Raw genomic sequence first — 23179 nt, 5'->3', positions numbered from 1 at the left:
TCTGTCGTAACGAAGGTTAAAAGATCTCCATGTCGCTCAGGCAGCTGTCCATTCAATGGAAAATCACCCTCCTCGCCGGCCTTTGTCTGTTGGGGATCGTGACCCTGCTAGTGGGTCTTTCGCTGTATCGCATGGATCAGAGCTCACATAGGGTCCAGACCTCCAGCACGCAGATGCTCAATGTCGCGGCTCAATCGCGCATCGAAGCCCAGGGGGAAGTCCAGGCGCTGGGCATCCGCCAACAGTTTATGGACGCTTACCAGTACGGCCATGGTTTTTCGCGCCAGGTGCTGTTTTTGCGGGAACAGGCCGAGAAGCGCTTCCTTGATGCCTTTGACCTGCGTGAAGACCTGACCCGCCAAGTCAAGGCCGCGCTGCAGGCCAATCCGGACCTGCTGGGCCTTTCCCTGGTGTTCGAAGCCAATGCCCTGGATGGCAAGGATGAGTTGTTTACCGGCCAGGACGAGCTGGGCAGTAACGAGAAGGGCCGCTTCGCCCTGTACTGGTCGCAGCCGACACCCGGCAAGCTGACCTCGATGGCACTGCCGGAAAGCGACATGTCCGACACCAGCGTCGGCCCCAGCGGCGAAAAGGCCAACACCTGGTTCACCTGCCCGCGCACCACCCTCAAACCGTGCGTGATCGAACCGTACTTCTATGTGATCGACGGGCAAAACGTGTTGCTCACCAGCATCGTGTTCCCCCTCACGGTCAATGGCAAAGTCATCGCCTCGCTGTCGGTGGACATCAACCTCAACAGCCTGCAGGCGGTCAGCCAGAATGCCAGCCGCAAGCTGTATGACGGCCAGACCAAGGTCAGCATCATCAGCCCGGTAGGTTTGCTCGCCGGCTACAGCCCGGATGCAAGCAAGCTCAGCCAGCGCCTGGACAGCGTCGACACCACCAGCGGCGCACAACTGATCAGTGCCATGGCCAACAGTACCCAAACCTACAGCCTGCGCACCGGCCAGCAACTCAAGGTGCTGGCGCCGTTCCAGCCAATTCCCGATGGCAAGTCCTGGGGCGTGTTGCTGGACGTACCGGAACAAGTCCTGATCGGCCCCGCCCAAGCCCTCAAGGCCGAACTGGATGCCGACAACACCAAAGGCACCTTGCTGGAACTGGGCCTGGGCTTGCTCGCCGCGATTGTCGGTTTGCTGTTGGTGTGGCTGATGGCCCGTAGCGTCACCCGGCCAATCCTCGGCGTGGCCCGCATGCTGGAGGATATCGCCAGCGGCGAAGGCGACCTGACCAGGCGCCTGGCCTACGACAAGCGCGACGAACTCGGTGAACTGGCCAGTTGGTTCAACCGTTTCCTCGACAAGCTGCAACCGATCATTGCCGAGGTCAAACGCTCGGTGCAGGACGCACGCAGCACCGCCGACCAATCGGCGGCGATTGCCAGCCAGACCAGTGCCGGCATGGACCAGCAATACCGCCAGGTCGACCAGGTGGCCACCGCCTCCCACGAGATGAGCGCCACCGCCCAGGACGTCGCACGCAGCGCTGCCCAGGCCGCACACGCCGCCCGCGATGCCGATCAGGCCACCCGCGAAGGCCTGACCGTGATCGACCGCACCACCACCAGCATCGGCCACCTCGCCGCCGATATGAGTACGGCGATGACCCAGGTCGAAGGCCTGGCGGCCAATAGCGAGCAGATCGGCTCTGTGCTGGAAGTGATCCGCGCGATTGCCGAACAGACCAACCTGCTGGCCCTCAACGCCGCCATCGAAGCTGCCCGTGCCGGTGAGGCCGGGCGTGGTTTTGCGGTGGTCGCCGATGAAGTGCGCAACCTCGCACGGCGCACCCAGGAGTCGGTGGAAGAAACCCGCCAGGTGATCGAGCAGTTGCAAAACGGCACCCAGGAAGTGGTGAGTTCCATGAGCAACAGCCATCGCCAGGCCCAAGGCAGTGTGGAACAGGTCGGCCAGGCAGTAACGGCATTGCGCCAGATCGGCGATGCGGTGACGGTGATCAGCGACATGAACCTGCAGATCGCCAGCGCCGCCGAGCAACAAAGCGCGGTGGCCGAGGAGATCAACAGCAACGTGGCGACGATTCGCGACGTGACCGAGTCGCTGTCGGGTCAGGCCAATGAGTCGGCGCGGGTCAGCCAGACACTCAATAGCCTGGCCAATCAGCAACAAGGCTTGATGGATCAGTTCCGGGTTTGATGGCAATCTGAAATGCACTGGGTTGGGCGCCGTACGTCGCCAGCTCACAACTCCAGAGCTCCAACGCCGGCTGGCTCGCCTGTGGCGGGCCAAGCCAGGTACTCATCCAGTGGCAGTGCTGGTTGAAACACAGTTGATAATCCCCGGCCTCAGGGGTTCGCCCCAAGCGCAGGGGTTGCAACGGGGGCAACTGACGCTGGTAATGCCAGCTGCCCTCGCGCAGTTGGGCGCCGTCCGGAATCTCCATACCGGCCCCCGAGCCCTTGACCCGTGCCTCACCCAGCACCAGCCCCTCCGGGGTTACGCGGTAATCCTCTTCCCAGCGCACTTTCTCGATCGTATGCGTCCAGGCCAGGGTGAAGGCCGGCGTGGGAACCTGCGCCCACACCGTCCCCGCCAAGCCCAGGCACAAACCGATCACACCGCAGCCACCTGGGCGCGATGGGCACGCCAGCAGTGCTGCGCAATCAACAGCGCTGCCAGGACGAAGCCGATTTCATCGCTTAACGGCGTTGCCAGAATCAAACTGGCACCGGCGGCAAAGCCCACCACCCGCTCCCACCCACTGAGCCTGGTCAGCAGGTAGCCGGTGAACACCGCGCCCCAGATGCCGATGGCCAGCAGCGCCTTGGCCACCACATACAGGGTCGCCAGCAGGCTGTCGCCCTGCAGCATCAACGCCGGCTCGTACACCGCCATGAACGGCACGACAAACCCGGCCACGGCGATGCGCACCGCCCACAGGCTGATTTTCAGGCCGCTTGCCCGGGCAATCGGCGCCGCCGCGAAACAGGCTAGCGCTACCGGCGGCGTGAGGTCGGCCATGATGCCGAAATAGAACACGAACATATGCGACACAATCAGCGGCACGCCCAGGTCCAACAAGGCCGGCGCGGCAATCGAGCTGGTGATGATGTAGTTGGGAATGGTCGGTATGCCCATGCCCAACACCAGACAGGTAAGCATGGTGAGCACCAGCGAAAGGAACAGATTGTCCTGGCCGATAGCGAGGATGTAGCCGGCAAAGGTCGAGGCCACCCCGGTCAGCGACACCACCCCGATGATCACCCCCACCAGCGCGCAGGCGATGCCCACCGGCACGGCATGGCGTGCGCCTTCAACCAGGGCATGCAGGCAGATTGTCAGGGTGTCGCGGCCGCCCTTGATGAACCAGCACACCGCCACCAACAGCGCCACGACTCCAAACACCATGCCGATACCGAGCCGGAAGAAGCCCGCACACAGCACGCCCAGGACGATCCAGAAAACCAAACGCAGGGCCGTGGACGATACCCGCAGGATGATCGCCGAGCCCAGGATGACGATGGAGGTCAGTGCCAGGCCGACCATGCCGGAGAACAACGGGGTGCGTCCGGAGAACAGCAGGTGGATCAGCACGAATAACGGGATCAGCAAATACCAGCGCTGCTTCACCGCAGCCCAGGGGTTCGGGCATTCGCTCTTGGGCAAGCCGCACAGGTTGGAACGCTTGGCTTCCAGGTGAACCATCCAGAACACCGAGCCAAAGTACAACATGGCCGGAATCAACGCGGCCTTGGCCACTTCGAAGAACGGCACGTTGATCGTCTCGGCCATGATAAAAGCCACCGCACCCATGATCGGCGGCATGATCTGGCTGCCCATCGACGAGGTCGCTTCCACGCCGCCGGCAAACGCCGACTTGTAGCCAAAGCGCTTCATCAACGGGATGGTGAATTGGCCGGTGGTGACCACATTGGCCACCCCCGAACCGGTGATGGTGCCCATCAGCGCCGACGACACCACCGACACCTTGGCCGGACCACCGAGCTTATGGCCGAACAGGCCCATGGCGAAGTCGGTGAACAGTTTGATCATCCCGGCTTGTTCGAGGAACGCGCCGAACAGGATAAACAGGAAGATGTACGTAGCCGAGACATAGGTCGGCGTGCCGTACAGCCCCTCGGTGCCAAAGGCCAGTTGGTTGACGATCTGGTCGATGGCATAGCCGCGGTGCATCAGCTCGCCCGGCAGGTACTGGCCAAACAGGCCGTAGGCCAGGAACAGCGCACAGATCAGCGGCAAGGCAATACCCATCACCCGCCGCGCGGCTTCGAACACCAGCACGATCAGCACCAGGCCGACGACCATGTCGCTGCCGGTCAGGTCGCCGGAGCGTTGAATCAGCGCGGCTTCGAAATACCACTGGTAGAACGCCGTGGCCATCCCGGCCAGCCCCAATAGCCAGGCCAGCGGTTGCCAGGGCTGGGCCTTGCCCCGCGCCGGAAAGCACAGAAATACCACCAGCAGCAGAAAGCCCACGTGCACGGCCCGCAGAATCTGGCTGGAGACCGGATGGAAGGCTGCGGTGATGATTTGGAACACGGAAAATAACAGCGCGACATAAAACAGTGCTCGGGGCCAATCCCTGGGATTGGCGGCGAGGCTTTGGTCTTGCTCACTCATGCGGGTACTCCCACGTTACAACGTCGATAGACCAACAAAACCCGATGCGCGATGTACGAAGGTTTTATTCGCAGCCCAGGCAAGTGCGCGCAGCGGTGGGTGCTGCACACAGCACCCACCTGCCGCCTACAGGACGCCTGCCTCCGTATAGAAGCGCTCGGCGCCCGGATGCAGCGGGATCGGCAGGCCCTTGGCCGCGCCTTCCAACTGGATATCCTTGGCGGCCGAGTGGGCATTGCCCAGGCGATCGAGGTTGTCGAACATGAGTTTGGTCATCTGGTAGGCCACGTCATCGGGCACACCGTCATGGCTGACCAGGAGGTTGGTGATGGCCACTGTGGGTACATCGCTGGCCTGACCGTCGTAGGTGCCTGCCGGGATCGTGCCGGCCTGGTAGGCCGCGTTGTCGATCTTGGCGATGACCTCTGGGGGAATGGCAACGAAGGTGACCGGCATCGTTGCGGCCAGGTCACGGATCGCCGCCATGCCCAGGCCCGAAGACTGCAAGGTGGCGTCCAACTGGCGGTTCTTGATCAATTCGACCGACTCGGCGTAAGGCAGGAACTCGACCTTGCCCAGGTCTTCATAGCTCAGGCCAGCCGCCTTGAAGATCGCGCGGGCGTTGAGCTCGGTGCCGGATTTCGGCGCGCCGACGGAGATGCGCTTGTTTTTCAGGTCGGCCAGGGTGGTGATGCCGGACTCCTGGCTGGCAACGATCTGGATGTAGTTCGGATAGGTGCCGGCAATCGCCCGCAGTTTTTGCAACGGGGCTTTGAAGCCGGCCTCTTCGACTCCATTCCACGCATCGGCTACCGAGTCACCCAGGGCAAAGGCCAGCTCGCCGCGACCGGCTTGTAGCAGGTTGAGGTTTTCTACCGACGCTTTGGTGGCCTGCACCGAGGTCTTCGACCCTTCGATGCCATTGCTGTAGAGCTGCGACAGGCCCACGCCGATCGGGTAATACACGCCGCTGGTACCCCCCGTCAGCACGTTGATAAATGTGGGGGCGGCGAGTGCTGCAGTACTTGTGGCAAAGGCTGCGGCAGCAGCAAACACACTGAAACGCTTGGTCATTCGCATGGGAGTCACCTTTTATCTTTCTTATTAGGTACCGAGCAAGCGAGTGCCCGGCTGGCAAGTGCTCTGACAGACACCATGCCTTGAGCGAAAAAAACGCTCGGCATGGTCAGCCAGGTGGCTGTTATAAGCGAAATGGTTGCGGCCAGGCGTTACAAGGAAAAGCCTTGTTGCAAATCCCTACAAATCGAAAACAAAGTGCCATCAGCCCTGGCGTCGGGGTAACTCGATCAGCACCTTGAGGCCGCCGAACTCACTCTCATGCAACTGCAAAGTGCCACCCCACACCTCAACGATATCCCGCACGATCCCTAACCCCAGGCCATGGCCATCGGTCTGCTCATCCAGGCGAGTGCCTCGGCTGAACACTTGGCTACGCTGAGCCTCGGGAATCCCCGGCCCGTCATCCTCGACCCGCAGCTGAAAACTATGGGGCGCCTCGTCAATGCTCACGCGCACCTCGGCATCCGCCCATTTGCAGGCGTTGTCCAGCAGGTTGCCCAGCAGCTCCAGCAGGTCTTCACGGTCCCATGGCAGTTGCAGGCCGGGACGTACGTGGTAGCTCAGGTCCAGGTGCTCGCCGTGGATCATGTTCAGGGTCGCCAGCAGGCCTGGCAGTTCGCTGTCGCAGTCGAACAGTGCGCCGGGCAGGGTTTCACCGGCCAGGCGCGCGCGGTTGAGTTCGCGGTTGAGCCGTTGCTGCACCTGCTGCAACTGCTCGCGCAACAACTTGGCCAATTGCGGCTGGTCCTTGAGCTGCTCGCTGGAGGCCACACTCAACAGCACTGCCAGGGGCGTCTTCAAGGCGTGGCCGAGGTTGCCCAGGGCGTTGCGCGAGCGTTTGAGGCTGTCTTCGGTATGGGCCAACAGGTGATTGATCTGTGCCACCAGCGGCTCGAGTTCCACCGGCACCTGGGTGTCCAGTTGCGAGCGCTGGCCTTGCTGCAACTGCGCGATCTGCTCGCGGGCGGTCTCCAGCGGGCGCAGGGCCCGACGCACAGTGACCCGTTGCAGCAGCAGGATCAGCAGCAACGCCGCCATCCCCAGGACCAGGCCGACCTGGCGCATCAGGCGAAAACTCTCGCGCACCGGTGTGTAGTCCTGGGCCACGCTGATGGAAATCGCCTGGCCAAACCGTTTGTAGTCCGAGCGCAGTATCAGCAATTGCTGGCCTTCCGGGCCCAACTGCAGATTGCCCTGCAGGCCGGCCTGGGGCAGCTGCGGCAGTTCCTGGTCCCACAGGGAGCGGGAGCGCCAGTGGTTGTCGCTGAAGTCGATACGAAAATAATGCCCGGAGAACGGCCGCTGATAGGCCGGCGACAAGCGCTGTTCATCCAGTTGCACGCCACCGGGGCCACGCACCAGGGCCACCAGCAGGTTTTCACTGTCGTTGCGCAGGCCCGACTCCAGGTAGCGCTGCAAACCCATTTCGAACAGCCACAGGCTGGTTTGCGCCAGCACCAGGCCGACGATCACCATCACGCTGATCAGCCCCAGGCTCAAACGTCGCTGGATCGACCTCACGAGGGGCTGGCGCCAAAGCGATAACCCTGGCCGCGCCGGGTTTCAATCACGCTACGCCCCAGCTTGCGGCGCAGATGATTGACGTGCACTTCGAGGACGTTGGAGTCGCGCTCGGTTTCACCATCGTACAAGTGCTCGGCCAGGTGGCTTTTGGACAGGATCTGCTCGGGATGCAGCATGAAGTAGCGCAGCAGTCGGAACTCGGCAGCGGTCAGTTGCACCTCGGCACCGTCGCGCATCACACATTGGCGGCCTTCATCCAGATGCAGGCCGGCGGCCTGCAGCGTCGGCTGGTTGGCCTGGCCATGGGAGCGGCGCAACAATGCCTGGATGCGCAGGTACAACTCTTCGGGGTGAAACGGTTTGCTCAGGTAATCGTCGGCTCCGGCCTTGAGCCCTTCGATGCGTTCGGCCCAGGAGTCACGGGCGGTGAGGATCAGCACCGGGGTCGCCAGGGCGGCGGCGCGCCATTGGCTCAACACCTCAAGCCCCGGCAACCCGGGCAAGCCCAGATCGAGGATGATCAGGTCATACGGCTCGCTGCGCCCCTGATACACCGCGTCACGACCGTCCGCCAGCCAATCCACGGCGTACCCCTGGGCTTTGAGCCCGGCCAGCAATTCATCGGCCAGGGGCACATGGTCTTCCACCAGAAGCAGGCGCATCAGTCATCTTCCTCGTCTTTAAGCAGCGCGCCCGTGGTCGCGTCCAGTTTAATTTCCCGAACCACGCCATCGGTGGTCACCAGCTCTACTTCATAGACGTAGCGGTCGTGCTTGCTCTCAAGCTCGGCCTCCAGCAACCGGGACCCGGGATGCCGCGCCATGGCCTGCTGCAGCAGTTGCTCAAGGGACAGGATCACCCCTTGCTGGCGCAGCGCCAGGGCTTCGTCCTGATTGAGGTCTCGGGCAGCCACCACCGAGCAAAAGGCCAGGAGCACCAGCGCCAGTCGACTGCCGGTGCGTAGATTTACCTTCATTACGTATCCTGATGATCCTTGAGAACTTGCCCGGTGACAGCGTCCAATTCCACGTCCCACTCGACGCCCTGGGCATCGCGCAGGTCAACCTGGTAAATGTATTTGCCGTACTCCTGCTCCAACTCGGTCTCATGCACAGTGCCACCGGGATGTTTGGCCAGGGCGGCAGCGTTGAGCTTCTCGAACGACAGGATGGTACCAGCGTCACGCAGTTTCAGCGCTTCATCCGGTCCCAGGTCCCGGGCCTGGGCCAGGCCGGTGGTGAGGGCGATGATACTGGCGGCGATAACGGCTGTGAGGTATTTCATGATGATTCTCCATTTCAGGATGTTTTGCCTACGCTCCCTACAGTACGGATCGCAACTTAACTGAAACTGAATTGCCACCATGGCAATTGTCCCACAACACCTTGCCAGGCCCCCGGGAAGATTTCCTATACTGCCCTGCTCGCCTGCACAGAGATCGGTATGACCGCCATCCACATCAAGTTTCCAGCCCTGACGCTCAAGGCTGGCCAGCGCGCCTTTGCACGCATTCGCGAACAAGGCCTGCAGCCTGCCGACGTAGGAATTTTGCCCGGCGCAGCCGGGGGCCCCAAGGCCTTGGGCATACAGGGCCTGGACCTGGCGTTGTTCGGTGACTGGCTGGCACGCGCGCCCCGCGAGCGCTCGCTGATCGGTGCCTCCATCGGTTCCTGGCGCTTTGCCAGCGCCTGCCTGCCAGACCCTGTACAAGGCCTGCTCGACCTTGGTCGCTTGTACAACGAGCAACGCTTTGCCAAGGGCGTGACCATGGCCGAAGTCAGCCAGAGCTGCCAGCGCATGCTCGATGACCTGTTGGCCGGGCGCGATGCGACGCTGCTGGATAACCCGCACTATCGCCTGAATATCGTGGTCGTCAAAAGCCATGGCCTGCTGGCCGACGATCACCGTGGCCGCCTGGGCCTGGGCCTGTCCTCGGTAATCGCCGACAACCTGCGTGGCCGTGCGCGGCTGTCCCGGCATTTTGAACGACTGATCATCCACGACCCGCGCCAGGCGCCGCCATTGCACCCGCTCAAGGATTTCCCTTCGCGCTTCCTCGACCTGGAACTGGGCAACCTGCGCCAGGCACTGCTGGCGTCCGGCTCGATCCCCATGGTCATGCAAGGCGTGCGCGACCTGCCGGGCGCCGGTGCCGGCACCTATCGCGATGGCGGCCTGCTGGACTACCACCTCGACCTGCCCTACCACGGCGATGACATCGTGCTGTACCCGCACTTCACCGACCGGGTCATCCCCGGCTGGTTCGATAAGGGCCTGCCGTGGCGGCGCAGCAACCCCCAGGGTTTGCAGGATGTGTTGCTATTGGCGCCCTCACGGGAGTACCTGGCTCGCCTGCCCTACGGCAAATTGCCAGATCGCAGCGACTTCAAGCGCTTTGTGGGGGATGACGCCCGACGCAATCAGTACTGGCAAACCGCAATGAGTGAAAGCCAGCGGCTGGGTGATGAGTTCCTCGAACTGGCCGATAACGGCCGATTGGGTGAGCGCCTGATTGCCCTGTGACTCGATTTGATTCCTACCCCGAACGTTTAAGGATGCAGAGGGCGCCATTAATTTTCTGGAAAAAATTATTGTAATTCGATAATTATTCATGGATTATTCGCCCCATCAACTGCGTTTGGAACGACACATGGACAACAATCTGGATTCCGTCTCCACCAACAGCCGCCTGCGCTCCATCGGAGCCTTTGCCGCGTTGCTGGCGTGGGCCGTGGCACTTGTCGAGTTCGGCTGTACCCCATTGCTCTGGATCTTCGACTATTCGAATATCCTGGCCAGTCACCTGAGCACCTATGGCAGCCAGATGCCTTTGCTGTTGGCCCCGGACTATCAGCCATCGTCCCTGGCAACCGGCCTGCTTCTGGTATTGGATATGCTGCCTGCCGACCTGATGGTGGTTGCGCTGTTACTGACCGGCATTTTTTTCATGCGTCTTTCCAAAGGACAGATCTGGATCGAATCAAATATAAAGATGCTGTGGTGGATGGGACTTCTTTTTATTATCAGCCCACTGTTGGCACCTGTGATTTACACCCTCCAGGGTTTGGCCCTGGCGATAGACATGCCTTCCGGAGAGCGCGCCATCAGCATCGACATTGGTATTTCATCCACCGCGATCTATGAAATCATCCAAGGCATATTTCTGTGTGCGTTCTCATTAATAGTGGCTGAGTCCAAGGCTATTAACGATGAAAACAAAAGCATCATATAAACTATGACGATCATTATTCGTTTGGACGTCATGATGGCGAAGAAAAAGATCCGCTCCAATCAGCTTGCAGAAGCCATTGGGATTACGGAAGCCAATCTATCGCTATTGAAAAACGGAAAAATCAAAGGTTTTAAACTCGAAACCCTGAACAAGCTATGTATCGCTCTGGATTGCCAGCCCGGCGACTTGCTGGAATTCGAGAGTGAAGAGGCCTAGGCCTTGGACCATGCTGCGCGGCTTCTGGGCAGCGCTGTAGAACACTGATCAACTTAAAACGGATTACCCCCTATGAACCCCATAAAGCTCCTGGGCCTCTTTACTGTTGCCCTGATTACCAGCGGCTGCAGCACCGGTAGTTTCAACCCGTCCTCGTTCAAGGTTTATGAACCAGGCACGCAGTTCGGCAACCGCTACGGCTCTTCTTTCTGGTTGGACACTCCATGCCCTAAACGCGGTTGCGATAACAACAAGTTGTTCTTCAATCCAGCCCATCAAGAATCAACCATGGAAAGATACAATCATGGGTTCTGAGCGCCGAATAATGTATGGCCTTGGTTTGTTCCTGCTCCTGGCAGTGGGCCCAGCAAGCGCACAAGACTTGCCCAATCTCTCGCTGCTCAAGCGGTATGGTGTTACCGAAGATCAACTGCCAGCCGCCCCTGCCGACCTGGCACTGAACATCGAGCCGACGAAAAGCCGGTTTGAAATCAAGCCCGAGCGGCCATTGATCCGGGTCGAGAAAAACGGCGACCTTGTGTCTGAAACCACCGGCAACATCAGCATTGATAACGCGGCGGCCCAAGGCCAGGTGCAGTGTGCCCGTGCACTCGCAGAGTTGCAGCGGCGAGGGTCGCAGTACTCACTGCCGTGTGGGGACGGGGTCAAGGTCAGTACAACGTTGTGGTCCCAGGAATAACCACGCTTGATACACGCCACCAGGTCGGCCCTTAAAACAGGTTAGAATGCGCGCCAAGTCGGTCGCCTGGGCCCATCAAGCGCCCACCCGACACTGACAACCGCACGCCGCCCTAGAAACTCCTGCCTTACAGGTCATACCGTGGAAATTTTCAAAGAGTTCACATTCGAGTCCGCCCACCGCTTGCCTCACGTCCCCGAAGGCCATAAGTGCGGGCGCCTGCATGGTCACTCCTTCAAGGTGGCCATCCATCTGAGCGGCGACCTTGACCCGCATACCGGCTGGATCCGTGACTTTTCGGAGATCAAGGCGATTTTCAAGCCGCTCTATGAGCGCCTCGACCACAACTACCTCAACGACATACCCGGCCTGGAGAACCCGACCAGCGAAGTGCTGGCCAAGTGGATCTGGAACGAGTTGAAGCCCTTGCTGCCGGAACTCAGCGCCATTCGTATCCACGAGACCTGCACCAGTGGCTGTATTTATCGCGGTGAGTAAATCCTGGAATTGATTGCAGGATCGAGCTAGCAAAATGTAAAGCGAGCTTGACACTCGACATTTGCCCTCCTAATGTAAAGCTCCCTTTACTTACGGAACGCGCGCATGCCAATCAAACGTTATTTGGTGGAATTCTTCATCGCCCTGGCCGCCTATGTGGTTGCCGTGCTTGTCAGTACCCACTTTCTGGCCGACGCCCCCGAGGGCGCTGGGAAAATCTCCCTCGCCCTGGTCCCGGTCATTCCCCTCGTCGCCATGGCCTTGGTAGCGATCCGCCAATTGGGGCGAATGGATGAGATGGGCCGCAAGATTCAATTGGAAGCCCTGGGCATTGCATTTATCTGCACGGCGCTGATCACCTTCAGCTATGGCTTCCTGGAAACCGCCGGCCTGCCCCGCCTGTCGATGTTTTTTGTATGGCCCGTCATGGGCGGTATCTGGGCAATAGCCACGGTGATCGGCGCAAGGCGTTATCGATGAACAACCTGATGCGCCAATTGCGCACTGAGCGAGGCTGGTCCCAGGCGGATCTGGCGGCACAACTTGAAGTGTCGCGCCAGACCGTCAACGCCATCGAAACGGGCCGCTACGACCCCAGCCTGCCATTGGCCTTCAAAATAGCCAGGCTGTTTGAACGGCCGATCGAGGCGATTTTTGAGGCACCCTCGGCGTAAGGGTTTGCGTTCGAGGATCACAGCGATTAAAACCAGACTTCACCGCAACTCAAGGAACCAAACCATGGAATCCACCTGGCTGGCTCAGGCCAAGCGCCTGCAGGCATTGGCATCCACCGGGCTGCACTTCTGCACTGATGACTTCGAGCGCGAACGCCTGGAAGAGATCGCCCATATTGCCCACAGTATGCTTGCGCAGTTGGGACAAGTGCCTCTGGAGCGCATTACCGGCCTGGTCTCGGACTTCGCGCAGCGCTATTCAACACCGATGATCGATGTGCGTGGCGCGCTGATTGAAGACGAGCGGATCCTGCTGGTACGCGAAGCAACGGATGGCTGTTGGGCATTACCGGGGGGTTATGCCGATATCGGATTGTCGGCTGCAGAAAACATCGTCAAGGAGCTTCGCGAAGAAGCTGGCTTAAGCGTCACCGCACGCACGCTGTACAGCGTGACCCACAAAGCCAAGGGCCTGTACCGGCCCGACGTGCGTGACTTCTATAAGTTGTACTTCCTCTGCGAGCGCACCGACCAGGCCGCCCCCACGGCGGGCTTTGAAACCACCGACGTCGGCTTCTTCCGCCTCGACGAACTGCCGCCCCTGTCACGCGGCCGCACCATCGAGAGTGATCTTGAAGCAGCCTTCGCCTTTCACCGCGGCGAAATCACCCAGACCCTGTTCGACTGACACCCCGGCACGGTGATCCAATTTGTATCACCGCTGCACCGCTATCGCGCCTGACTGGGCATAACCAACAAGCAATCCCCTCTATCTGCCCCGCCCACCCCCTGAATAGTGTGCAACCTGCACAGTGTCCACCGTGCAGCCGTCACTGCCCGGCAGTTGGCACGCCGGCTGCAACGGGCCCTGGGTCACTCACAGGGGAACGGCACATGACGCAGCACGAACCGGGCAACGATTACCCTCTCAGCGAAGTACCCATGCATGCACGCAAGGGCCTTGGCTCCACGGCCATGGTGTTGCTGGGCTTCACCTTTTTTACCGCGACCATGTTCGCCGGCGGCAAACTGGGGGTGGCCTTCAGTTTTACCCAGATGCTCGGTGTCGTGGCCCTGGGTAACCTGCTGTTGGGTATCTACGCCGCAGGCCTGGGTTACATCGCCTTCAAGAGCGGCTTGAACTCGGTGCTGATGGGGCGGTTCTGCTTTGGCGAAGTGGGTAGCAAGTTGAGTGACCTGATCCTGGGTTTCACCCAGATTGGCTGGTACGCCTGGGGCACCGCCACGGCGGCCGTGGTACTGGGCAAATATTTCGAGCTGGGCCAGGGCAGCGTGCTGGCACTGATGGTGCTGTTCGGCCTGGTGTTCTGCGCCACGGCCTACGTGGGCTATCGCGGCCTGGAAATCCTCTCTTACATAGCAGTCCCGGCCATGGGCCTGCTGCTGTTGCTGTCGATGTGGGTGGCCACGGTGCACATCGGGGGGCTGGAAGGCTTGCTTGCCGTGGTACCCAGCGGTGAGTTGGATTTGTCCACGGCCATTACTCTGGTATTCGGCACCTTTGTCAGTGGCGCAACCCAGGCTACCAACTGGACGCGCTTTTCCCGCTCGGCCAAGGTGGCAGTCCTGGCCAGCCTGATCGGCTTTTTTATCGGCAACGGCCTGATGGTGCTGATTGGGGCCTACGGCGCTATCGTCTATCAACAGCCGGATGTGGTGGAGGTGTTGCTGCTGCAAGGTTTCGCCATGGCTGCAATGGCCATGTTGCTGCTCAATATCTGGAGCACCCAGGACAACACCATCTACAACTTCGCCGTCGCCGGCTGCAACCTGCTGCGCACCAAACGCCGCAAGACTGTGACCCTGGTCGGCGCCGTGATCGGCACCCTGCTCGCCTTGCTGGGGATGTACGACATGCTGGTGCCCTATCTGATTTTGCTGGGCACCGTGATTCCACCGATTGGCGGGGTGATCATGGCCGACTTCTTCTATCGCTATCGCGGCCAGTACCCTCGGCTGGCGGAGGTGCGTTTGCCCGCGTTCAATTGGCCGGGGCTGATTGCCTATGGGGTGGGTACGGTGCTGGCGTTCAGTTCGCCATGGGTCGCGCCGCTGGTGGGAATTATCGCCGCGGCCGCCACCTACATCTTGCTCACCGCGGTCCTGCGGGTGCGGGTGCCCTTGGCTGACGCCCAGGCATGAGCCTGACCGTGGCGGATGTGCTGGCCCTGCCCGGGCTGGAGTCCATGACCCTGCGAGCCGGTAGCGCAGGCCTGGACAATGGCGTGCGCTGGCCTTATGTGGCCGAGAACAGCGGCATTGCAGACTGGGTGCTGGGCGGCGAACTGGTGTTCATCACCGGTATCAACCACCCGCGTGATGAGGCCAATCTCCTGCGCCTGCTGGATGAAGCCTGCTCGCGGCGTGTCGCCGGCCTGGTGATCCTGACCGGTGCGGATTACATCCAGGGGATTGCCCCAGGGTTGCTGCAAGCCGCCGACGCCGCCGGGATGCCGCTGATCGAACAACCGTACTCGCTGAAAATGGTCCTGGTGACCCAGGCCATCGGCTCGGCGCTGATCGAGTCCGAGCAGTTGGGGCGTTCACGGCATGAGGTGCTGGAACGCCTGTTGGCGGGGGACTACCAATCCCTCGACCTGCTGTTGCATCGCGCCAGCCAACTGGGCATGCCATTGGCCGGACACTGGCAAGTGGCGCAGTTACAACTGGAGGGTGGCGACGCGTTATTTGCGCAAACCGTGGCTGGGGAGGCCGAAGCTCAGCTCGCTCGCCAACACGAAGGCATTACCCGCCGATTGCGCCAGTTCGCCGCCGAGCATCCCTCACCCCTGCCCGTACTTGGCAGGGCTGGGCAATGGACCTTGCTGCTGCCGGCCACCGAAGATCACCGGCAACGCCTGGCAAATTGGCTGAGGCCGTTGAACCTGCGCCTGGCCCCGCTGAAGCTATGCATCGGCTTGAGCGCGGCAAAACATCCGCCCGCTGGCCTCGCCCAGGGCCTGGACGAAGCTCGCCAGGCGCTGGTGGTTGCCCGGCGCTTTGGCGAGCATGCCGGCGTCTGTGTCTACGATGAGCTAGGGCTGCTGAAGCTACTGAGCGCGGTACGCGATCGCGGGCTGCTCGAGCAGTTCCTCCATGAACGCCTGGGGCCGCTGCTGCGCCATGACCAGCGCCACGGCCCCAGCCTGATGCCGACCCTGCAAGCCTGGTTCCTGGACAATGGTAACCTTGTGGCTGCGTCCCAGCGGTTGGCGGTCCACCGCAACACCCTGACCCACCGCGTCCAACGTATCGAGGCCCTGTGCGGGCTGTCGCTGGACAATCCCAATGACCGTCTGGACATCGGCGTCGCGCTGATGATCTGGCGGTTGTCTGCCTGATTGCTTTTTGCCCAAGAGGAACTTGCCCATGCATATCATCAACGCCCGCCTGCGCAACCGTGAAGGCCTGCATGATCTGCACCTGGAACATGGCCGGATCGCCAGTATTACGCCTCAAACTGCCACGCCGCCTATGGGCCCGGACGACCTGGATGCCGCGGGTAACCTGGTGGTACCACCTTTTGTCGAGCCGCATATCCACCTTGATGCCACCCTCACTGCCGGCGAGCCGCGCTGGAATATGAGCGGGACGCTGTTTGAAGGGATCGAGTGCTGGGGCGAACGCAAGGCCACCATCACCCATGAAGACACCAAGACCCGCGCCAAACAGACCATCCAGGCCCTGGCGGCCCATGGTATCCAGCATGTACGCACCCACGTGGACGTCACCGACCCGCAGTTGACGGCGCTCAAGGCCATGCTCGAAGTGCGCCAGGAGAGCGCACACCTGATCGACCTGCAGATCGTGGCATTTCCCCAGGAAGGCATCGAGTCCTACCGCAATGGCCGTGAATTGATGGAAGAAGCCATTCGCCTCGGCGCCGATGTGGTGGGCGGCATTCCCCATTTCGAATACACCCGCGACCAAGGGGTCAGCTCGGTCAAATTCCTCATGGACCTGGCCGAACGCACAGGCTGCCTGGTCGACGTGCATTGCGATGAAACCGACGACCCGCACTCGCGCTTTCTCGAAGTGCTGGCCGAAGAGGCCCGCAGTCGCGACATGGGCAGCCGGGTCACCGCCAGCCACACCACGGCCATGGGTTCCTACGACAATGCCTACTGCGCAAAACTGTTCCGGCTGTTGGGGCACTCTGGCATCAGCTTTGTTTCCTGCCCCACCGAAAGCATTCACTTGCAGGGCCGCTTCGACAACTTCCCGAAACGCCGGGGCGTAACCCGGGTCAACGAACTGTTGGAGGCCGGCATGAACGTGTGCTTCGGCCAGGACTCCATCGTCGATCCCTGGTACCCACTGGGCAACGGCAATATTCTGCGGGTGCTCGAAGCCGGGCTGCATATCTGCCATATGCTCGGCTACAGCAACCTGCAAAGGGCCCTGGACCTTGTCACCGACAACAGCGCCAAAGCCATGGCCCTGGGCGATCGCTACGGCCTGGAACCGGGGCGGCCGGCCAACCTGCTGATTCTCTCGGCCGACAGCGACTACGAGGTCATTCGCAGCCAGGGCCTGGCGCTGTATTCGATCCGCAACGGCAAGGTGTTGATGAAGCGCCAGCTGGCGCAGGTGGCTTTTTTGTAAAACCCTGGGCTAAACGATCGAGTCGAGGTCCAACGGCTGGCCTTTGCCATGCTCGTCATGCAAGGCCGGCGGGATGCTTGCCACTTGCGATAGCTCACGGTTTTCCCGGTGGCTGAACCAGCGTTTGAGGCTGGCTGGCAAGTTTGCACCCTGAGCATGGCTGCCATAGACATCACGGGCTTGCAGGCGGCGCCAGCGCAAACTTTCCAGGCGCTGGCGACTGATTTGCAAGCGGTCGATTTCAGCGGCCAAGCCGTCGTAGTGCTCATGGCTACGCCCGTTCGCTGGTCGGCGACGGTGCAGTTCCAACTGTTTATCCTGCAATTGGCGGCCCATGGTGCCCAAGGCGTCGTCGATCAGTACGTACTCCCGCGACGTCACGAGGGCGCCGCGGTTATCCAGGGTTTGTTGCCAACGACGCAAGGTGGCCCAGGCTGCCGGCACGTAGCTGCTGACCATAAAATGCTGGCTGGCCTGGAACAGTTGCTTGAGCAGGTTATCGCGCTCGGGCATATCGCCGCTCAGGTACAAGGCGCGATTGCATCCCGCCTCCTCCAGCGACTCACACCCGGGCTTCCACAGCACCGATGAATGCGTTCCGTCCGGGAGCAGGATCGGCATGAAGTGTTGTTGCTCGCCGTGGTGCCAGTAAGGATTGCCACCGACGCGTACCAGGCCCGCCGCAAACAGCAGGCCTCCGGGCGCGGGGGCGCTGAACAACGTCACCGCGCCGGGAACCCAGAGTTTGGCCGTGGTGTTCATCCAGGGTGCCGGCACGCTGGGAACCGGGTCATTGTGGTTGACGATACGGTGATGGACCAGGTCAGCCGCGCCTCTGATAAATTCCGCGTCAGCGGCACGCGGCGCACCGTAGGTGTAGAGGAGCACGTTGTAGTCGGCATCTTTGACCCGGCGCAGTCCCTCTGCCAGCAGCAGGGCGATTGCCCCTCCCAGGCTATGGCCGCAGATCACGATACGTTGGCCGCTGTAGAACTGATCGAGGTAGCGCAGCACGAAGTCGCGCATGGCTCGATAGGCCTGATAAAAACCTTCATGGGCCTTGCCGATGCCCTCCGCGAACGGCACCTGGTGGGCGTTTGCATCACGCAGGCCATCAGCGGCACTGGCCGTACCCCGTACAGAAATCAGCACGATCTCATCGTGATGACTGATAAAGGCCTGGGTATCAGTACCCAGCTCTTCATCATCGAAAAAATGCAGGTTCGCCGGATGCTCCTGCTCGCCCGCGAGCTTCGGGCTGTTTTGCGGATACAACTGGGGATCGAAGGGCAGGATCTCGAAACGCCGGGAATAGGCGACCTCTTCATACAGCGGGTAAAACCGTTGTACTTGCCCTGCGTCGACCCTCCAGGCTTGCTCATACCCCGAGAGTTTTTCAGCAAACAGATGGCCAATGCTTGGGTCCACGGGAAAACGGACCTCATCTTGTGGTTGGGCGGCCGGCTCCTGGCCAAATGGGCAGTAGCTCAAGGTCGCCATCAATGCCAGTTGGTACAGGTTCAAGGCGCAGAACCCATCCTCAGTGGACAGCATCGGGCGCAACGCCCGCAACGGCCGGACCTCCAGTACGCTGTGCTGGTTGGGGAATAGCACCACACCCGACAATGCAGGCTGCGGTGGGCCGAATCCAAGGTCGGCCATCATTTTCAGGGCATGGCGTCGGGGGGCGAAAGGCCGGGGCGCCGCAGGCGGTAAATGGGCGGCATGGCGGACGAGGTCGCGGACTTCGACTTGGTAGAAACGATTCGCTTGCTCCTGGGCCGGATTTTGCTCGACCCGCAGGCCGTCATTGCGCATAAATCGAGTATGTTCAGCTCGAAATTGAAGCTCGGTGATAGGTAAGGGGTAGTGATCTCGCGCTTGCAATACTCCGTGATAATCAGCTCCAGATGACTCATGAACCGCCTCGAAAGTCAGAACCAATGGGCCTCTGTATTGGTTGGCCAGCTTCACATAGCCATCACCGTCCAAGCGCCCAATGTGCCGCTGTCCGTTACTATCCAGGACCGAATAGGTAAGCCCTCCATAGGCTTTCCCATTGCCGGTTTCATCAACCAGGGAAAAACTCAGCCAACATCCACGTAACGGGCAAGCCGGCATTTTTTCGCTGAAAAACGGTGCCTTCCATTCTTCGATAGCCATAGCTGAATATCCTTATTCAGTGCAGGTTGGGTAAACATTGCATTCACGCCCGTCAGGCATCTTGAAAGACCTGAAAGGGGGAGCATCCTTCGCGCAAAAACCGTATTGATCGTCCATGTTTTTCCCCAGACAACGCTTCCACCCGTGAGGGAAACGGATCCAGGTATTCCCCATATAAGGCCTCTCTTCGTCCGAAACTTCCATCACCAAGTTAAGTGTATTTCCGGGGAGTTGATCGTGTAGTACTACGCCACCTGCCCGTGTCTTCTGTAGTTGCCCTTCGTTGTCCAGTGAATTGCATTTAAGAATTTTCCTGATGGCATGCTGTGTTCCGAGAGTACGAAACAACCACTGACATCGCCCTTTCAACTCCAACGTCTCCAACCCAGGCGTCTCCCCTCCTGCCCGGTCCTGAATGTAGATCGCCGCAATATCCCCCCCGATATCCGTGTCCCGCGTTCCCCACCGTGCGTAAAAATCAAACTCCACACTGCGCAACACCAACGGGCAACCTTCTACCGTTTCAGTCAGCGGTAGGTCCTGGGTCACGCGGCTGGCTGCGGTGTTATACGCAACGCTGAAGACCTTGCGCTCTGGCCTCTTGCCTCGGCGCACTGGCAAGGTGCAGCTTTCGCCTGCGGCGGGGCTGTAGTTGGCCGCGCTTTTGAATCGAAAATTGGCCGGCAGGTCTACCTGCAAGGTAAAACGCTCTGCGGGCACGCTTGCACATCCCGCCAACCACGCCATGCCCACGACCAGTAACGCACCGCACGCCCGCCTACTCATGTTTTTCCCTCAAGGTGTGCCACTGCGCCAACACCCGTGCAAAGTGATCTCCCGGCGCCTCACCCGCCAACGGCTGCCAACGGATCACACTGGCCCCCGTCGCTTCCTCCAACCGGCGTACCACCAAGAACTCCAGTCGTTGCGCCCCGCGCCATTGCCAGGTGCGGGCCTGTTCCAGTACCTGGGCCAGCCATACCCTCGGGTCCTGGAATTCAGCCAATGCCGCGAGATCTTCACTGTGCTCAGCCAGCAGGTAGCGCAGAATATTGGCGTGCAGAATGGCCGAGGCCTGGGGGTTGGGAATGCTGAGCCATGGGGCGGGATCAGGTACCGGGTAATGGCGGGGCGCAGGGTTGCTGGCACTGCACCATTGGTCTTCATACCAGTAGCACACACTGATCAGCGGCCCGAGATAGGCTGGCCATTGCGCTACCGGCAAGCAGGCAAGCGCTCGCGCCAAGGTGCGGTTGTCGTGGAACCGGTACAGGGCCTGCTTGCCCGGCGGCCCCACCAGCATCCGCGCGTGCCAATGCTCGATAACGCCACCCAGGTCTGTGTCGGGCAAGCTGCCCAGCCAGCCCCAGTTCGCCTGCGGGTGCTCCAGCAAGCTCACCAGCGCGGGTTCACCGAGTTGCTCCACCAGCAGGATCACCGGCCCTGTAGCCGCCAGCGCCGCCACTGCGCTGCCACCGTACACGCTAAGACATTGCGCCAGGTTGCGGGACGCTATCAACGGCAAGCGCGCATCGCTGCTTCCCTCGAGGACCAGACACAAGCGGCGCCCTGCCTGCTGCTGTTGGGCCATCCATTGGCCGGGCGCCATCACGCGACCCTCCCGCGAATGTCACACACACCTTCGCGGCAGCGCTCGCACACCGGGCAAAAATCCGCATCCAGTTGCCTCGCCCTGTGCATGATTGCGCCCTGGATAACTGAAATGGAGGGAACACCCGCGGCGCGCGGAGGCGATGATGGGTTATCGCCCGGGCCCACGGGGTTGGCCGAGCGTGCGACCCCTGGCAAGCCACCCAGGGTGATGGGGCGACTGCTGAAAATTCCGCCGGCCTGGATCAGCAGGTGTTCGCCTCCCGCCTTGAAACTCAACTGCGCACCCGCGTCGATCACCAGGCTGGCGCCCGCCTTGAGATGGATCTGTTGCCCCGCCTCGATCACCAGGGCCTGGCCGATGTAGGCCTGGCTGTCGCCCTTTACCTGCAGGTGATCGCCGGCCCCGATCAGGACTTTGCGATTGCCGCGAATGTCGCGGTGTTCCTCGCTTTCCAGGTACGCCGTGCTCAGGCCGCGAATGGTTTCACGTCGCTCGCCCCCGACGTCCAGGTGGCAGTCATGCCCCACCTGTTGCTGCAGGTCCCGTTGGGCCCGCAGGTAAATGAGCTCCTTGCCCAGGTGGTCCTCCAGGTGCAGTTCGTTGGCGCCCGCGCCACCGGGGGAACTGCGGCTGCGCAATACACTGCGGGTCTTGTGTTGCGGTAACGGATAAGGGGGCAGATGCCGCGCATTGGGCAGGCAGCCATTGATCAAAGGCCGATCAGGATCGCCGTCCAGGAACGTCACCAGCACCTCCATGCCGACCCGAGGCGTCATGATCGCGCCAAAGCCGTCACCAGCCCACCCGGAGGCCACTCGCACCCAGCAACTGCTTTTATCACTCGTCTTGTCCAACCGATCCCAGTGAAACCGCACCTTCACCCGACCATAGGCATCACAGTGCACCTCCTCGCCCACCGGCCCCGTCACGGTGGCCGTCTGGCTACCAGTGATTGTCGGTTTGGGGTGCTTGAGCGCCGGGCGGTGGACCGCGCGCCAGGGTGTGGCGTTGAAGCGGTTGCGATATCCCTGGAACACTTCACTCCCCGGCATCGCCTCTTCCAGCACCTGTGGTTGATACCCCTCGTGACGCACTGAAGTCAGTAGCCACAAGTCATTGCAGGAGGGCTGCGGGTGATCGCTCAACGGCAGGAAATGGCCACTGCATAACGCCGGTTGATCACTCTTGCCCAAGGCCCGGTGATGGTCACGCTGATGGCGCTCCAGGCTGCGACGCGCCAGTTGCACGCCGCGTGCCTGCCCCGTAAAACCTGCGGGGTAGTGATAGTCCTCAAGCGGTAGCTGCGATGGCACCCCGGCTTGCGCTTGCAGGCGCCGCACAGGGTGCTCGAAGTCATGATCACGACGCACGACCTGGCGGCTGCGGGTGGCCAGGCGCACATCGAAGCGCTGGATGCCCGGCGCCTCGGTGCTGGCCGGGCGATAACGCTGTACAGGCAAGCGGCGAAACACCGTCTGGTCATCACCAAATACCAGCACATGGGCGTGCGGGCTGTGGCGAAAGTGGTAGTGAATTCCCTCTTCTTCACACAGTCGCTGGATAAAGTGCAGGTCGGTTTCTGCGTATTGCACACAGAATGTACGTGGCGGATAGACCACCGGACCCAATTCAAAGGCATACGCGTCGGCCAGGATACCGTGGCGTTCGAGTACGGCCGCAATGATCTGCGGCACGCTGCGTTGTTGAAAGATGCACAGGTCACGGCGGTGTTCCAGCCACGCCAGGCGCGGTGCCAGGGTCAGACGATAACGGGTGAGCCGGGCCCCGGGGTCATCGCGACCGACCGCATACACCTGCCCATGCAGACCTTCGCCCTCCTCGCCGAAGCCCAGGTAGGCCGGCTGGTGCAGCAATGTTTCCAGATCAAGGCCAGGGTTTTCGCTGACCAACTCCACCTCGATGAAGTAGGGCTGATCAAGGGCTTCGCGGCCTTTGAATGCCAGAACTTGAAAGTCATTTTCCACACTTTGCAGGATAAATTTGAAACGTGACGAAACAAGCGCATTAACCATCCGTTGTTACCCGCCGTCCGCTATCTGATTGAAATACTCTCCCCCGCCAAGCTCAATCGCGCGGCCAAAGAAAGTGCCTGAACACTCTAAAGATTAGCGAGATCCGCGAACATTCGGCACTTTGAAAATAAAAAAGAAGTTTCGTACGAACAAGGTGGAAGTCTCTTTTACAAAATGAGAAATCCGCAAAACAAAT

The 23179-nt window shown here is 60.9% G+C and carries 22 protein-coding genes and 2 pseudogenes; 13 read left to right on the top strand and 11 right to left on the bottom strand.

The annotated features are described in order from the left end of the window. Positions 1–29 precede the first annotated feature (29 nt). Both HKK57_RS27400 and HKK57_RS27395 read left to right on the top strand, forming a co-directional pair. Positions 30–1319 (top strand): annotated as a pseudogene (locus tag HKK57_RS27400) (HAMP domain-containing protein); the annotation flags it as partial. A gap of 102 nt (positions 1320–1421) precedes the next feature. Then, positions 1422–2177, top strand: a complete 756-nt coding sequence (locus tag HKK57_RS27395) for a methyl-accepting chemotaxis protein (RefSeq protein WP_442962269.1) — start codon at positions 1422–1424, stop codon at positions 2175–2177. 34 nt (positions 2178–2211) lie between these two features. On the opposite strand, the pseudogene HKK57_RS19875 reads toward HKK57_RS27395, so the two are convergent. From HKK57_RS19875 to HKK57_RS19845, 7 genes and pseudogenes are all read right to left on the bottom strand, one after another. Further along, positions 2212–2598 (bottom strand): annotated as a pseudogene (locus HKK57_RS19875) (DUF1850 domain-containing protein); the annotation flags it as partial. Further along, on the bottom strand, positions 2595–4622 hold the full coding sequence (locus HKK57_RS19870) for a TRAP transporter permease (RefSeq protein ID WP_169390615.1): 2028 nt from the start codon (positions 4620–4622) through the stop codon (positions 2595–2597). The gene HKK57_RS19870 and the pseudogene HKK57_RS19875, both read right to left, overlap by 4 nt. A gap of 126 nt (positions 4623–4748) precedes the next feature. Then, positions 4749–5702 (bottom strand): TAXI family TRAP transporter solute-binding subunit, encoded by a 954-nt coding sequence (locus HKK57_RS19865; protein WP_070995559.1) that lies wholly within the window; start codon positions 5700–5702, stop codon positions 4749–4751. Between the two features lie 201 nt (positions 5703–5903). Then, a complete protein-coding gene (locus tag HKK57_RS19860; RefSeq protein WP_070995558.1) occupies positions 5904–7223 on the bottom strand; it encodes a sensor histidine kinase in 1320 nt (439 codons plus the stop codon). Then, positions 7220–7888 (bottom strand): response regulator transcription factor, encoded by a 669-nt coding sequence (locus HKK57_RS19855; RefSeq protein ID WP_104910466.1) that lies wholly within the window; start codon positions 7886–7888, stop codon positions 7220–7222. The genes HKK57_RS19860 and HKK57_RS19855 overlap by 4 nt, the downstream gene beginning before the upstream one ends. Continuing rightward, positions 7888–8202 (bottom strand): PepSY domain-containing protein, encoded by a 315-nt coding sequence (locus tag HKK57_RS19850; protein ID WP_029296649.1) that lies wholly within the window; start codon positions 8200–8202, stop codon positions 7888–7890. Before HKK57_RS19850 ends, HKK57_RS19855 begins: the two co-directional genes overlap by 1 nt. After that, positions 8202–8510: a PepSY domain-containing protein gene (locus HKK57_RS19845; RefSeq protein WP_029296650.1), complete on the bottom strand. Its 309-nt coding sequence runs from the start codon at positions 8508–8510 to the stop codon at positions 8202–8204. Before HKK57_RS19845 ends, HKK57_RS19850 begins: the two co-directional genes overlap by 1 nt. 159 nt (positions 8511–8669) lie before the next feature. On the opposite strand from HKK57_RS19845, the gene HKK57_RS19840 reads away from it, so the two are divergent. The 11 genes from HKK57_RS19840 (at position 8670) to codA (ending at position 17172) form a co-directional block, all read left to right on the top strand. Beyond that, a complete protein-coding gene (locus tag HKK57_RS19840) occupies positions 8670–9749 on the top strand; it encodes a patatin-like phospholipase family protein (protein ID WP_169390614.1) in 1080 nt (359 codons plus the stop codon). Between the two features lie 127 nt (positions 9750–9876). Continuing rightward, complete coding sequence (locus tag HKK57_RS19835) at positions 9877–10458, top strand: hypothetical protein (protein WP_029296654.1); 582 nt, start codon at positions 9877–9879, stop codon at positions 10456–10458. Positions 10459–10461: 3 nt separating this feature from the next. After that, positions 10462–10674 carry a helix-turn-helix domain-containing protein gene (locus HKK57_RS19830; RefSeq protein ID WP_029296656.1) on the top strand — a complete coding sequence of 71 codons (213 nt, stop codon included), beginning with the start codon at positions 10462–10464 and terminating at the stop codon, positions 10672–10674. Between the two features lie 382 nt (positions 10675–11056). Continuing rightward, entirely contained in the window at positions 11057–11374 is a 318-nt protein-coding gene (locus HKK57_RS19825) for a hypothetical protein (protein WP_175581909.1), read from the top strand. Positions 11375–11515: 141 nt separating this feature from the next. Beyond that, positions 11516–11872, top strand: coding sequence for a 6-carboxytetrahydropterin synthase QueD (gene queD / locus HKK57_RS19820; RefSeq protein ID WP_003190259.1), 357 nt, complete (start codon positions 11516–11518; stop codon positions 11870–11872). Positions 11873–11977: 105 nt separating this feature from the next. Then, positions 11978–12352, top strand: coding sequence for a hypothetical protein (locus tag HKK57_RS19815; RefSeq protein WP_133715043.1), 375 nt, complete (start codon positions 11978–11980; stop codon positions 12350–12352). Next, entirely contained in the window at positions 12349–12546 is a 198-nt protein-coding gene (locus HKK57_RS19810) for a helix-turn-helix transcriptional regulator (protein WP_092238715.1), read from the top strand. Before HKK57_RS19815 ends, HKK57_RS19810 begins: the two co-directional genes overlap by 4 nt. 64 nt (positions 12547–12610) lie before the next feature. Continuing rightward, positions 12611–13234 (top strand): NUDIX hydrolase, encoded by a 624-nt coding sequence (locus HKK57_RS19805; RefSeq protein ID WP_029296670.1) that lies wholly within the window; start codon positions 12611–12613, stop codon positions 13232–13234. Positions 13235–13440: 206 nt separating this feature from the next. Then, positions 13441–14709 carry a cytosine permease gene (gene codB, locus HKK57_RS19800; RefSeq protein ID WP_133715045.1) on the top strand — a complete coding sequence of 423 codons (1269 nt, stop codon included), beginning with the start codon at positions 13441–13443 and terminating at the stop codon, positions 14707–14709. After that, the gene (locus tag HKK57_RS19795) at positions 14706–15908 is read left to right on the top strand and encodes a PucR family transcriptional regulator (RefSeq protein WP_169390613.1); all 1203 of its coding nucleotides are present in this window, start codon (positions 14706–14708) and stop codon (positions 15906–15908) included. Before codB ends, HKK57_RS19795 begins: the two co-directional genes overlap by 4 nt. Positions 15909–15936: 28 nt before the next feature. Further along, positions 15937–17172, top strand: coding sequence for a cytosine deaminase (gene codA / locus HKK57_RS19790; RefSeq protein WP_029296673.1), 1236 nt, complete (start codon positions 15937–15939; stop codon positions 17170–17172). Positions 17173–17181: 9 nt separating this feature from the next. Here the strand turns inward: codA and HKK57_RS19785 are convergent, their stop codons facing one another. The 4 genes from HKK57_RS19785 to HKK57_RS19770 are packed head-to-tail and all read right to left on the bottom strand — an operon-like array spanning position 17182 to position 22983. Beyond that, on the bottom strand, positions 17182–19335 hold the full coding sequence (locus HKK57_RS19785) for a lipase family protein (RefSeq protein ID WP_169390612.1): 2154 nt from the start codon (positions 19333–19335) through the stop codon (positions 17182–17184). Between the two features lie 12 nt (positions 19336–19347). After that, a complete protein-coding gene (locus tag HKK57_RS19780) occupies positions 19348–20082 on the bottom strand; it encodes a hypothetical protein (RefSeq protein ID WP_224791149.1) in 735 nt (244 codons plus the stop codon). 31 nt (positions 20083–20113) lie between these two features. Further along, a complete protein-coding gene (locus tag HKK57_RS19775; protein ID WP_169390611.1) occupies positions 20114–20944 on the bottom strand; it encodes a DUF4123 domain-containing protein in 831 nt (276 codons plus the stop codon). Beyond that, a complete protein-coding gene (locus HKK57_RS19770; RefSeq protein WP_169390610.1) occupies positions 20944–22983 on the bottom strand; it encodes a type VI secretion system Vgr family protein in 2040 nt (679 codons plus the stop codon). The genes HKK57_RS19775 and HKK57_RS19770 overlap by 1 nt, the downstream gene beginning before the upstream one ends. Positions 22984–23179 lie beyond the last annotated feature (196 nt).

The sequence above is a fragment of the Pseudomonas sp. ADAK21 genome, from assembly GCF_012935735.1.
Taxonomy (GTDB): Bacteria; Pseudomonadota; Gammaproteobacteria; order Pseudomonadales; family Pseudomonadaceae; genus Aquipseudomonas; species Aquipseudomonas proteolytica.
The sequence above is the reverse complement of the archived record's forward strand: the minus strand, read 5'-3'. Positions and strand labels throughout refer to the sequence as shown.